General features: G+C 70.9%; 10 protein-coding genes and 1 pseudogene. 6 read left to right on the top strand and 5 right to left on the bottom strand.

Features of this window, described 5'->3' with window-relative positions; genetic code table 11:
* Positions 1-91: 91 nt before the first annotated feature.
* Positions 92-655, top strand: coding sequence for an NUDIX hydrolase (locus tag DQE82_RS06850; protein ID WP_370446785.1), 564 nt, complete (start codon positions 92-94; stop codon positions 653-655).
* On the opposite strand, the pseudogene DQE82_RS06855 reads toward DQE82_RS06850, so the two are convergent.
* A pseudogene (locus DQE82_RS06855) lies at positions 656-2,076 on the bottom strand (helix-turn-helix domain-containing protein). It abuts the gene before it with no gap.
* 416 nt (positions 2,077-2,492) lie between these two features.
* Between DQE82_RS06855 and DQE82_RS31425 the strand changes: the two are divergent.
* The 4 genes from DQE82_RS31425 (at position 2,493) to DQE82_RS06880 (ending at position 4,747) form a co-directional block, all read left to right on the top strand.
* Positions 2,493-2,918, top strand: a complete 426-nt coding sequence (locus DQE82_RS31425) for a hypothetical protein (protein WP_370446777.1) — start codon at positions 2,493-2,495, stop codon at positions 2,916-2,918.
* A complete protein-coding gene (locus DQE82_RS31055; protein ID WP_043327471.1) occupies positions 2,915-3,142 on the top strand; it encodes a hypothetical protein in 228 nt (75 codons plus the stop codon). The genes DQE82_RS31425 and DQE82_RS31055 overlap by 4 nt, the downstream gene beginning before the upstream one ends.
* 255 nt (positions 3,143-3,397) lie before the next feature.
* The gene (locus DQE82_RS06875) at positions 3,398-4,135 is read left to right on the top strand and encodes a class I SAM-dependent methyltransferase (RefSeq protein ID WP_113972233.1); all 738 of its coding nucleotides are present in this window, start codon (positions 3,398-3,400) and stop codon (positions 4,133-4,135) included.
* Between the two features lie 93 nt (positions 4,136-4,228).
* Positions 4,229-4,747, top strand: a complete 519-nt coding sequence (locus tag DQE82_RS06880; protein ID WP_113972234.1) for a cupin domain-containing protein — start codon at positions 4,229-4,231, stop codon at positions 4,745-4,747.
* Between the two features lie 83 nt (positions 4,748-4,830).
* Here DQE82_RS06880 and DQE82_RS06885 read toward each other — a convergent pair whose 3' ends face one another.
* Positions 4,831-6,315 carry an endo-1,4-beta-xylanase gene (locus DQE82_RS06885; RefSeq protein ID WP_113972235.1) on the bottom strand — a complete coding sequence of 495 codons (1,485 nt, stop codon included), beginning with the start codon at positions 6,313-6,315 and terminating at the stop codon, positions 4,831-4,833.
* A 278-nt stretch (positions 6,316-6,593) separates the two neighbouring features.
* Complete coding sequence (locus DQE82_RS06890) at positions 6,594-7,022, bottom strand: helix-turn-helix domain-containing protein (protein WP_043327477.1); 429 nt, start codon at positions 7,020-7,022, stop codon at positions 6,594-6,596.
* Positions 7,023-7,137: 115 nt separating this feature from the next.
* Here DQE82_RS06890 and DQE82_RS06895 point away from each other — a divergent pair, with 115 nt between their 5' ends.
* Positions 7,138-8,052 (top strand): NADP-dependent oxidoreductase, encoded by a 915-nt coding sequence (locus DQE82_RS06895; protein ID WP_113972236.1) that lies wholly within the window; start codon positions 7,138-7,140, stop codon positions 8,050-8,052.
* Here the strand turns inward: DQE82_RS06895 and DQE82_RS06900 are convergent, their stop codons facing one another.
* Complete coding sequence (locus DQE82_RS06900) at positions 8,053-12,156, bottom strand: WD40 repeat domain-containing protein (protein WP_113972237.1); 4,104 nt, start codon at positions 12,154-12,156, stop codon at positions 8,053-8,055.
* Positions 12,157-12,171: 15 nt separating this feature from the next.
* Positions 12,172-12,501, bottom strand: a complete 330-nt coding sequence (locus DQE82_RS06905; RefSeq protein ID WP_013283485.1) for a CU044_2847 family protein — start codon at positions 12,499-12,501, stop codon at positions 12,172-12,174.
* Between the last annotated feature and the right edge of the window lie 79 nt (positions 12,502-12,580).

The following is a 12,580-nucleotide window of genomic DNA, read 5'->3' on the forward strand; positions in this document are numbered from 1 at the left end:
ACAACACTCGTTCCCAACGCGCCGGACAATCCACGGGTACAGGGTTCGAGTCCCGGGCGCCCGATCTCGCAGGTCGGATACTGGCGGGGTGATGGACGAACTGGCTGGTAGGTCGACACGGTGGACGATTCACGGTGAGCGGGTTGTTGACGGCAGCCGACGCTCCCGGTTGAGCATCGCGGACGTGGAGCTTCCGGACGGGGTGCGCTTCGAGCAGTACGTGATCCGGGCGCCCCGGTCTGCAATGGTTGCCGTGCTCGACGGCCAGGAACGTCTGTTGCTGATGCGGCGGCACCGGTTCGTGTTCGACAGGTGGGTGTGGGAGCTACCGGGCGGCTACGTCGATGAGGGCGAAGATCCGGCGAGGTGCGCGATCCGGGAGGTCGAGGAGGAGACCGGGTGGCGTCCGGAGGCGGTAGAGCCTCTGCTGTCGTTTCAGCCGTGGGTGGCGACCGCGGACGCGGAGAACCTGCTGTTCCTCGCCCGGAACGCGGAGCACATCGGCGCTCCGGTCGACGTCAACGAGACTGAGCAGGTGGCCTGGATTCCGTTGGAGGAAGCGCGGCAACTCGTGTCCGAGGGTGGAATCGTGGGCGCCGGCACGGTGATCGCGGTGTTGGAGCTGATGGCACGCCAGGCGCGGGGTGAGCTGTAGTCAGCGCCGCTGGCCGAGCGCCGCGTCGACCCGAGTGATGAACTGCCGTACTGCCGGCTTGCGGCGGTGGGGTGCCAGACCGGTCTGCAGATCGCGTAGGTAGCGGACGGCGCGGGCCGACCGTAGTTGGATGGTCAGGGTCAGGGCTTCCGCGCCGACGGCACTGGCACGTTCCGGCTCGCCGTGGCGGGCGTGGACGCTCGCCAGCAGGGCGAGGTTGAAGGCTTTGCCGCGTACGTAGCGCTCGTCCATTTTGAGTGAGCGAGCGGCGAAGCGTTCGGCTCGGCGGTGTTGACCGAGCGCGTGGAAGCAGTGGCCGAACTTGGCCGACAGGTACGCCTCGTCGAAGTAGCCGAGCCACTGAGGATCGCTGCTGCGGTCCGCTCGGTCGAGGGTTCGCTCCGCTTGGTGAAGCGCGGTCGCGCAGTCGCGTTCGTGGAGGGCGACAGCGTGGGCATGCGCTTCCATGACCAGCGCTTCGGCAGTCAGCGCGGTGAGGCCGGCGCGTTGTGCTGTCTGCCGGGCGGCGCGGGCGAGGTCGACCCCCGTGGCGGCGTGCCCGAGGTAGGTGGCTTGATGGCTCATCGCGGCGAGGATCTCGGCACCAAGGCCGGCGTCGGCGGCCGTTCGGGCGAGGTCCAGGGCATGCGTGAGGTACCGCTGGGCGAGGCCGTGTTCGGCCATGTCGTACGCCTGCCACCCGGCGAGCTGCGTCAGTTCGGCAGCAGCGGCGAGCAGTCTGCGGCCGGTCGCCGGGTCGTACCGGCCCTCGGTCACCAGGGGCGCCACCTCGTGGTGCAGGAAGCGGGTGACGTTGTCGCGGGCATGCCCGCCGCCGTACTGGTTGTCGAGTCGCCGATAAGTGGCGGTCATCTGCCGGATCGTGTCGATGTCGGGTTGACCGACCGTTCGTCGGCCCTCCTGCTCGACGGGCTGCGCCGTGGTGGCGGTGAACCAGCGTAGGGCGGGCAAGGTGTACGCGGTGGAGCTGAACCTGTCTGGCGAAGCATGTCTCGACGGTTCACATCGCCTTCCCATAGCTGCGCGGCGGCCCGGACGTCCTCGCGCCAGGACCGGTTGGCCGGCACGTCACTGTGCCGACCGAGGGAGTGATCCGCCATGGCCGGGCGATATGACCGCTGGCAGGGCGCGAGGCCCAGCGTCATCCGGGCTTCGTCGGGCATGCCGCAGCCGTCGGCGATCCGCTCGAGCACGTCGATCAAGGTCACCCGTCGGCCGGCGATGATCCGGCTGATGTAGCCCTGCTCCAGGCCGACAGCCGCGCCGATGCGAGTTTGGCTCGCGCCGGTTTGCCGAGCGAGCAGCCGGAACACGGCACCGATGTCGCGGGCCGCCAGAGCCTTGTGCATGTCCTCGCGCGACCAGAGGTCGTCGGGTATCCGGAGGTTTTCCAGCAGCACTACGGCTCCCAGCGTCGTCAGACGACTACCCATGGTGGTCGGTCAGGAGCCTACGGTCGGTGTACGGGCAGGGTCGAGTCCGCTCATGTCACCGTGACATGACCAGTCGACATGGTCACCGCACCCCACTCGGCGGGACCGTCTCCGGCATGGACTTCGACGTCGACGACCCGCCGGGCGGGATGTTCGTCTACGGCTCTGAGCCGCCGGTCAGGCTCGCCTTCCCGACCCGGCACGGCAGGACGGGCTCGTGACTATCCGGGGTCGCCTGTGTCCGTTGGTGCGATGGCTGTTCCGGCAACCCGATCCGGCATCACCGCCCGGAACAGGGCAGCGGTACCAGGACGCCGAGCGCGCGGCAGCGCGACAGCGCTTACTCGACCTGGCAGCGCAGCTAGGGCGACCGGAAGGCAACCGTGAGCCGGCGCAGGACGCGGCAGAGCAGCGATGAGCCGAAGGGCGGCCCGGACGACTCCGAGCAGACGACACGTCTCGTACGAGGACTACCTGGTCGCGACGGCACTCACTCTCGCCCGGAGGCACCGCCCTGTCTGGTGCTGGCGGAAGTGGCGACGGATCTGCCGCTGCGGAGCAGATCTGCCCTGCCGCGCCCGGCACCGAATCCCTATCAATCGTGGCCACTGGCCGGGAGAGGACGCGTCGTGAAGGACGACCTAGAGCAGGCGATCCTGGCCGTGCATGTCCGTGGGTTCGACGGCATGTGCACCGGTTGCCGCGCCTGGTGGTCGCGGCTGTCGCCGTACCCCTGCTGGCAGGTGGAATGGGCGACCAGCCGACAGGCACGGACGATCACCGCCCGTTTCCTCGAGGGTGTGCGGTGACCACCCACGGCCCGGTCATGCCGGTCTGGAGCTGCGGAGGTTGCGATCTGCCCTGGCCCTGCCCGACACGGAAACGCGAGCTGCGCGCGGAGTATGACCGCGCTCCCGTGTCACTGGCCCTCTACCTCGGCGCCTACCTGGTCCAAGCCACTGAGGACATGCCGTGGACGCCAGCCGGGGTGTTGCACCGCCGCTTTCTCGGCTGGACCAGGCAGGCCGACTAGGTCCGGCCGACGGAGGGTGAGTTCTCGCCCGTGACGGACTTCGAGTTCCCCGTCGGCAACGCGCCCTATGTCGTCACCGCTCAGTATCCTGACGGCACCTGGTCGGGCGGTGCCGGTGTTCCCGGCACTACGACCGCGTACGCGCCGGCCCCTCCGGTGTCGGAGATCGGGACGCCAGAGGGGTCGGCCAGAGCCGGCACTGCCTGTCGATCGACGCCCCCACGCTAACGCTCGTTAGGTCTATGGTCAGCGACCATGATGAATACGAATCGCAATCTGGGGCTGGGGCACGGCAGCGCATTCGGCGAGCGTGGGGTGGCGAAGAGGCTCGGCACATTGGGCCGGCACACATCGCTGACCGGCCGGCGATTACTGGAGATCGGCTGCGGGGACGGCACGTACACGATGCGGCTGGTCGACGCGTTCGCGCAGATCGAGGCCGTCGACATCCAACAGGACCGGCTGAAACTGTTCCGGGAGCGGCTGGCCGGCGATCCGGCGGCGGCCCGGAAGATCAACGTACGGGAGTTGTCCGCCACCGAGCTGGACTACCCGGACGGCAGCTTCGACCTGGTCACCGCCATCGAGGTGGTGGAGCACATCGACGACCTGGATGCCGCCCTGCGGCAGGTCCACCGCGTGCTCGTGCCCGGCGGCCGGTTCGCGCTGACGACGCCCAACCGGTGGTTCCCGTTCGAGACGCACGGCTTCCTGATCCGCGGCCGGCGGTACCGGCCGGCGCGGGGCCCGTTCCTGCCGTGGATCGTGCCGCTGCACCGTCGGCTCGCCGACGCCCGCTCCTTCACCGCCCGTGGCTTGTCCGCGCAGCTGCGGCGGGCCGGGCTGGAGCCGGTAGCGGTGGACTACATCATGCCGCCGTTCGACAGGTCCCGCTTCGGGCATCGCATCCGGCCGGTGACCGACGCGATCGAACGCTCGCCGTTGAAGTTCTTCGGCATGGCCCTGGCGGTTGTCGCCCGCCGCCCGGCATGACGGCCCCAGCACGGGAAGCGCCCCAGGTTTAGCAGCTTGCCGGATGGCTATGAGGGGAATCGATCCGTAGACCGACGATCGAGGAGAGAGCCGATGGCCAGCGGTGCGATCCCGTCCGACGATCCGACCCGTACCCTCGTCCACGCCCGGCCCGACGACCCCGGCCTCGCGCACCTCGCCATCGCGGGCGGCACCTACACGATCCTGGTCACCGGTGAGCAGACGGCCGGCCGGTACTGCCTGATCGACATGCGGGTTCCGCCGGGTGGTGGGCCGCCTCCGCACCGGCACGACTTCGAGGAGATGTTCACGGTGCTCGACGGGGCGGTGGAGTTCACGTTCCGGGGCGAGCAGACCGTCGCGCGGGCCGGGGAGACGGTGAACATTCCGGCGAACGCGCCGCATTTCTTCCGCAACTCCTTCGACCAGCCGGCGCGGCTGCTGTGCATGTGCACGCCGGCCGGGCAGGACGAGTATTTCCTGCAGGTGGGCGACCGGGTGGACGGTCCCACTTCGCCGCCGCCGGCTCTGACCGAGGAGGAGCAGGCCGAGCGCCGGAACCGGGCCGCCGCGCTGGCCGCCGACTACCGCACGGAGTTGCTGATCGGCTGACACCGGCAGCACGCGAGCACCACGAAGGCGGCTCACCGCCGTGGCCGAGACCACGACGGTGAGCCGTTTTCCGTACGCGAAGGTCAGCTCGTCGCGACGAGCTGGAACCGCTGGTTGGCCTGGCCGTTGCAGTCGTAGATCTGCACCTGCTGGCCGTTGCCGGTGCCCCAGACGTCGAGGCAGCGGCCGGACTGGACTCCGGTGATGGTGCCGTTGGAGTTGACGTTCCACTGCTGGTTCGTCTGGCCGTTGCAGCTGTAGATCTGGACCGCCGAGCCGTTGCCGGAGCCGGCGGCGTCCAGGCACATCGAGCCGTACACGGTCAGCTGCCGGCTGGAGGTGTAGGTCCACCGCTGGTTGGTCTGGCCGTGGCAGTCGTAGAGCTGCACCCGGGTGCCGTTGCTCTGCGAGGAGTTCGGCACGTCGATGCACCGGCCGGACTGGTTGCCGACGATCCGGCTCGCGCCGGTGGTCGGCGGCGGCGTGGTCGGTCCGCCGGTCGGCCCGGCGGTCGGGGACACGGTCGGCGAGACGGTCGCGGTCGGCGTGGGGTTGGGCGACGCGGAGTTGAGGACGTTGAGGACCGAGTTGTACGCGGCCTTCTTGTTGCCTCCGCCGTCGAACAGCAGCGGGCTCTCGTTCGAGCGCCACGAGTCGCTGTCACGCACGCCCCACACGGTGATGCCGATGCAGCGCGGCACGTTGATGCACGCCTGGGTCAGACCGGCGTACTGGCTGGTCGAGGAGTTGGTGACGTCGACCTCGGTCAGCGCCACGTCCACACCCAGCGCGGCGAAGTTCTGCAGCGTGGTCTGGAAGTTGCCCGGCAGCGAGCTGCCACCGGTGAAGTGGGTCTGCAGACCCACGCAGTCGATCGGCACACCCCGGGACTTGAAGTCCCGGATCATGTTGTAGACGCCCTGCGTCTTGCCGTACGACCAGTTCTCGATGTTGTAGTCGTTGTAGCACAGCTTCGTCGACGGGTCGGCCGCCCGCGCGGTGCGGAACGCCACCTCGATCCAGTCGTTACCGGTGCCCTGCAGGTTCGACTGCCGACGGCTGCCGTCCTCGTTGAACGCCTCGTTCACCACGTCCCACGCGGCCAGCTTGCCCCGGTAGTGGGCCATCACACCGTTGATGTGGTCGATCATCGCCTGACGCAGGTTGCTGCCGTTCAGGCTCTGCATCCAGCCCGGCTGCTGCGCGTGCCACGCCAGCGTGTGGCCACGGACCTGGAGACCGCGCTGGGTGGCCCAGTTGTAGATCTGGTCGCCGGAGGAGAAGTTGAACTGGCCCCGGTTGGGCTGGAGCGCTTCCGGCTTCATCTCGTTCTCGGCGGTGATCATGTTGAACTCACGCGCCGCGATCGTGCTGTACGTCGAGTCGCCCAGTCGGTTCGCCGCGATGGCGGTGCCGAAGTAGCGGCCCGACTGTGCCGCGGCGGCACCGAGCGTGCTCGCCGCCGCCTGGGCAATGGTGGGCACCACGAGCGCGGCGCCGGCGAGAGCCAGCGCGCTGCTGACGGCGGCCAGCACCACGCGGTGGCTGCGCCTCGGTAGATGTTTCATGACACTCCTCTGCATATCGGACGATGATGCGCTGGCGATGCCCGGCCTGACGCGAGTGGAGTAGGCGGTGCGCCCACCCCCCGCGTCACTGCCCTGAAACTTTTCGAAGATGTACCGGTAACTTCCCTGGGAAGATATCCGCGACGGCACGATCGGTCAATGTCGATGTCGACGCGAACATGGACTCAACCGGCTGATCAGCGCGGGAGTCCATGGATGACCGTGCGAGCGAAGGGCGCCGAGAAGCGCGAGCACGACCGAAAGTTTCGGAGATCCGGTCAGTGACCGGCGGCGTCGTACCGCTCGCGGTTGGCGTGCACCTCGTCCATGTGCGCCTCGGCCCACAGCTTCATGCCGTACATCAGCTGGTGCAGCGACTGACCGAGGTCGGTCAGCTCGTAGGTGACAGTCACCGGCACGCTCGGCGTCACGGTGCGGGTGACAAGGCCGTCGCGTTCCAGTGAGCGCAACGTCTGGGTGAGCATCTTCTGGCTGACCCCGGCCAACCGCCGCGACAGCTCGGAGTAGCGCATGACCCGGGGTTCCGCGTTGCGGTCGGGCCCGTCGCGGCCGAGCGCGGCCAGGATCAGCGCCACCCACTTGTCGGAGATCCGGTCCAGGAGTTGCCGGCTCGGGCAGCCGGCGAGGAACGCGTCGTACTCCTCCCGCGCCTGCGCCCGCTTCTCCGCCGCCGTCTGCGTCGGCATCGTCCGCGCCTCCTACCCGGGGGTACCCAACGCACTCCGAAGTGCGTACTTCCCGATGGAAAGTTACCCCTCCATCGTGGAGCAGGGCATCCCTCACGAACAAGGAGACAGAACCATGGGTACGCGTACCTTCCGCACCGCAGTCGTCCGCACCCCGGGCGGACCCGAGGCCATCGAGATCATCGACGTCCCGCAGCGCGAGCCGGGACCCGGCGAGGTCCGGGTGGACGTCGCGGCGGCACCGGTCAACCCGGCCGACCTCGGCGTCGTCGGCGGCTTCTTCCACTCGCTGGGGCTCATCCACCAGCCGCACCACACCGGCCTGGGCTGGGACTTCGCCGGTGTCGTCGCCGCGGCCGGACCCGGCGTCGACCTCGCCGTGGGCACCCCTGTCGCCGGGCTGGTCGGCGGGTTCGACCGCGACTTCGGCACGTACGCCGAGCAGCTCGTCGTGCCCGTTTCCGACCTGGCGGTCGTACCCGATGATCTGGACCTGGTGGCGGCGGCGACAGTGCCGCTCAACGGCCTGACCGCGGCGCAGATCGTCGACCTGCTCGGCGACCCGCCCGCCGGCGGCCGGCTGCTGGTCACCGGCGCGGCCGGCGCGGTCGGCGGCTACGTCGTGCCGCTCGCCCGGGACCGGGGATGGCGGGTGACCGGCCTCGCGCGGGCCGGGGACGAGAAGTTCGTGCGCGGGCTCGGCGCCGACTTCACCACCGCCGCCGAGCCGGGCTGGGACGCGGTCGCCGACGCCGCGGCGCTCCAGGACCGAGGGCTCGCGCTGGTAGGTGACGGCGGCGTGTTCGTCGGGGTACGGCCGAACGCCCACCCGGCCGCCGAACGCGGTGTCACGGTGCGCGCGGTCGAGGTGCACGCCGACGGGACACGCCTGGCCGACCTGCTCGCCCGCACCGCCGCCGGTGAGCTGCCGGCGCGGGTGCACGCGGTGGTGCCGCTGGACCGGGTGGCGGACGCGCACCGGGCGGCGGCCGAGGGCGGGGTACGCGGACGCTACGTGCTGCGCCCCTGATCAGCAGCGCACCGCCACCCGAGCGACCGCACGGTCCGCGGCCTCGGGTGGCAGGTCGCTCCGGCCGTCGACGTCCAACGCCAGCAGGCCCTGATCCAGACCGACGAGCAACGTTCCGTCGACAGTGCAGCACGTCAGCGCCGGGTGATAGACGGGGATGGTGTGCAGCGCCCGTCCGGTGGACGGGTCCCAGATCCGCACCGTCCGGTCCCGGCTGGTCGAGGCGAGCAGATCCCGCCCGCCGACCCGCACCAGGCTCAGCCCGGTTACGGCAGCCGTGTGGCCGGTGAACACGTCCACGGGCTCACCCCACTCGGCGTCCCACAGACGGATCGTGTGGTCGGCGCTGGCCGACGCCAGCATCCGGCGACCCGCCACGACCAGGCCGCAGAGCGCGGTGACCGCGTCCTGATGTCCCTGCCGGGTCCAGACCGGCGTGTCACCACCGCCCCACAGCATCACCGTGCCGCTCTTGTCGGCCGAGGCGAGCGCCTCCACCTCGGGCCACCGAACCGTCGCGAGGGCCGTCACCCATGCGCGGGTGACGTGCCCGAGCAGGACCGCCCGCACGGTGCCGGTCTGCGGGTGCCAGAGCCGGATGGCCTGGTCGTCGCCGGCCGACGCGACGAGCGTCTCACCGCCGATGACGATCGGGCAGACCGCCGCCACCGGAGCGTGGTGCTCGGTCATCTCCCCCACCAAGGCGCTGTGCCGCACACTCCAGGTTCCGACCGTGTTGTCGTCCTGGGCGGTGACGAGCAGCGGCTCCTCGACGTCGGCGACCGCGCACATCGCGTTCACCGGCCCGCCGGGTGTCGGGATCTCCCGCAGCCGCTCGCCCGTGGCGGCGTCCCAGATCCGCACCCGGCCGTCGGCACCGCCGGAGGCGACCAGGCCCGGTCGCTCGTCAGGGACCGCGCAGAGGCTGTGCACGGGCCCGAGCCGGTCCCGCTCGGCGACCGTGTCGGGTCGGCCGCCGGCCGGGTCCCACAGCCGCACCGTGCCGTCGTCACCCGCCGTCGCCAGCATCCGGTCCTTCGCCGTACGCAGCTCGCAGACCGCACGGATCCAGCTCGCGTGCCCCCGCAGGCTCGGCCGGCTCGTCCACGTCGGCACGTCCCAGACCCGGATGAGCCCGTCCTCACCCGTCGACACGAGCAGACAGCCCCCGTCGACCTCGACCGTGCACAGATCCGTGACCGGTCCACCGGTGGCAAGGACGTGGACGCATTCGCCGCTCTGCGGGTCCCAGAGCCGGACCGTGCCGTCGTAGCCGGCCGAGGCGAGCAACGTGCCACCCGGCGCTCGAACGGCGTAGAGCGTGGTCACCCAGCCGACATGTCCGGTGAGGGTCAGCGTCGGGCGCGTGTCGGCCGTCGGCTCCCAGACCCGGACCACGCCGTCGAAGCCGGTGGAGGCGAGCAGGTGCCGGCCGTCCGACGGGACGTACGTCACGGCCGTCACCCAGCCCGAGTGCCCGGTCAACGCGTAGCGCTGCGTCCCGGTCACCGGATCCCAGATCCGGACCGTCCGGTCGTCGCCGGCCGAGGCGAGCAGGTCGCCGTCCGGCAGTGGAATGACGCAGATGTTGCGGACCCAGTCGTCGTGCCCGCTCAGTTCGTGCCGACGCTGGCCGGTCCGGGGATCCCACAGGCCGACGGTCCCGTCGTGGCTGGCGGTGGCGATCAACGTCTCGCCGCCGCCGGTACGGACAGCGCACAGCCCGCGGATCGTGTCGTTGTGACACGGGAAGACTCCCACGGCCTGGTTGGTCATCGGGTCCCAGAGCCGGACCGTGCCGTCGTCACCGGCGGAGGCGAGCAACCACCGATCGTCCAGCTCGACGGCCGCCACGTCGTAGACGGCCTGCGAGTGCCCGTCCAGCACGCTGCGCTCCTGCCGGGGCGGGGTGTGCGCCCAGCGCGCGCGGTACGGCGCGCCGTCGGCCTCGATCCCGCTGCCCAGTCCGTCGAGCCGGTCGACGACCGAGAAGAGGGCGGCGCGCTCGGCCGGTGCCGCCGCGACAGCGAGCGGCGTCCGGTGCAGCAGCCGCACCCGTGATCGGGACAGCGGCTCCAGCGGTCTCTCCATGTCGACGACCGAGAGCAACCGCTCCAGGTGCGCGTGCAGGAGGTAGCCCTCGTCGGCGAGGAGCCGCTCCACGAGCCCGGCGCGGGAGGCGTGCTGGGGCAGGGAGCGCCGTAGGTAGTCGGGCACCGAGGCCCATCCCACCTCGGCCGCCAGGTCCGCCCAGGCGGCGACCAGCCGTCGCTGGTCGTCCCGGCGTGACGCGCCGTCCAACAACGCGTCGTTGAGGGCCTGGTGGAACAGGCGGTACGCGGGCCGGCTGCCGCCACCGGTCTCGACCAGGAAGTTCGCCGCCGACGTACGGGCGAACGCGAGGAGTTCGTCCTCGGTGACCGTGCCGCCGAGCGCGGTCACCGCGATCCGCCAGAGCGACAGCGGCAGACCCGGCGTCTCGGCGTACGCCAGGGCGGTGAGGGCGAGCCGGGCGGAGGCCGAGCCGGCAGCCGGCAGCCCGGCCAGATAGGAGTCGAGCGCATGGGCCACTGTCGCGCTGAACGACACCGACGCCGGGTCGACGGGCTCGATGTCGCGCAGCGCGTGTGCCCGTGCGACGAGACCGGCCACCAGGAAGTTTCCCTTCGCCAGCTCGGCGATCCGGCGCGCCAGCGGGATAGCCGCCGCCGAGTCGCTGTACGGGTTGCCCGGTCGTTCCGCGCCGAGCAGTCGCAGGGTCGCCAGGGCGTAGTTCACCAGATCGGCCCCGGCGAAGTATTCCGGTGTGTCCAGATCCACCAGCTCGACCGGATCACCGAAGCAGGCGATCAGGTCACCCCGGTCGTCGCCGCGCCGGGTGCCGACAACCACCCGCACGCCGTACCGGCCGCACTCCCGGGCCAGCGGCAGCAGGACGTCGTCGATGACCTGCCGGGCCTGACCGGGGTCGGCCGTCTCGTCCAGCGCATCGATGACGAGCGCGAAGCGAGCCGGACGCCGCGCCAGCCGGTCCCGCACGGCCGGCATCAGATCGGCCGGCGCACCGGGCAGGTCGACGGCGGCCGCCCGGGCGATCTCGAGCGCCACCTCGAGCGCGGTCTTACCCTTGGCGTGCACGGCGCAGGACACCGAGCCGACAGTGGCCCGTACGGCGGTGTCGCCGCCCGGCAGGCTGTCCCGGATCTGCTGGTCGGCCGTGGTCACCACGCGGCCCAGGACGGCGGACTTGCCGACGCCTGGCGAACCCGTGACGATCAGCGGCCGGGTGGCGGGCGCCTTCCCGTCGATGAAGTCGACGATCCGCCGGAGCGCGGCCGTACGACCCCGGAACCGCGCGCCGCCCTCGGTGTCCACGGCGACGCCCCGCGCCCGGGGCAGCCAGTGCCGGCCGGCCTCACCGTCGGTGCTCAACGTCCACCCCCAGGCCGATAGCGCGGCGTCGTCGGCGTCCTCGACCCGCCAGGCCGACAACGCGCCCAACGTCATCGCCGGCACCTGCTCGTCGACGTGGTGCAGCGTCACCGCCTGCCCCTTGCCCTTGCCGTCGGCCGTGACGACGACGCCGACCACCGCCTGGTACTCCGGGGACCACAACGCGCCCCCGCTGAACCCCTTGCTGAGCGGCCCGGCAGCGCCGCTGTCGATGGTGACGCGGCCGTACCCGCCGTCTTCGACGACGGAACCGGTCGCCTGCAGGCCGCCGACCACCCCGGCCGGGAAGCCGTACGCCCAGAAGGGGCGGTCGAGCAGCGGCTTGGGGGCGAGGCAGCGCAGCCGCGCCGGGGTGACGGTCGCCGGCACCGGCTCGACGAGTTCGAGCACCACCACGTCGACGTGCGCCGCCGGCATGCCGTCGTGCCGGCACCGCCGGACCTTGCGCCGGTCGAAGTAGGCGACCTTGGGCGCGCGCGGGAAGGCGACAGTGAGATCGGGGCGGAGGGTGCCGTCGGCGGCGAACGCCACGTGGTGGCAGGTGAGCACCAGGTTGGTGGCGATGACGATGCCGGTGCCGAGTGCCGTGTGCGGGTCCGCCTCACGGTGCAGGGCAACCGCCCACGAGCTCTCGTCCGGGCCCGTTGTCACGGTCCGAGCCGTCCGTCAGCGCCGTGGACCGGCACCGCGATCGGTGGGGCCGTCCGGCTGCCAGGCGAGGGTGACCTCGAAGTTCGCCTCTCCGGTCGCCTTCGCCACCACCCAGCTCGCCGTGCCGGTGGCCTTGATCCCGAAGCGCACCTCCACCGCGTCGGGAGAGACGGTCTTGACCTGTTCCAGCAATTCCCGGGCGGCGGCGACCGCCGGTGCCGCGGATTCGCGTACCCAGCCGGCGACGTCGCCGAAGCCTGCGGGCTGGAAACCGGGTGTCGGCTCGACTTCGATCAAGGCAACCGTTTCGTCGTCGACCTGGTAGCGGACCACCTCAGACTGCACGGTCACCTCCGTGACGTATTTCTGGAGAACAGGCAGGAGGGTTCGCGGCGGAGCAGAACTCCGGCCCTCTCGCCGGTCT

It is taken from the genome of Micromonospora sp. LHW51205 (assembly GCF_003315815.1).
Taxonomy (GTDB): domain Bacteria; phylum Actinomycetota; class Actinomycetes; order Mycobacteriales; family Micromonosporaceae; genus Micromonospora; species Micromonospora chalcea.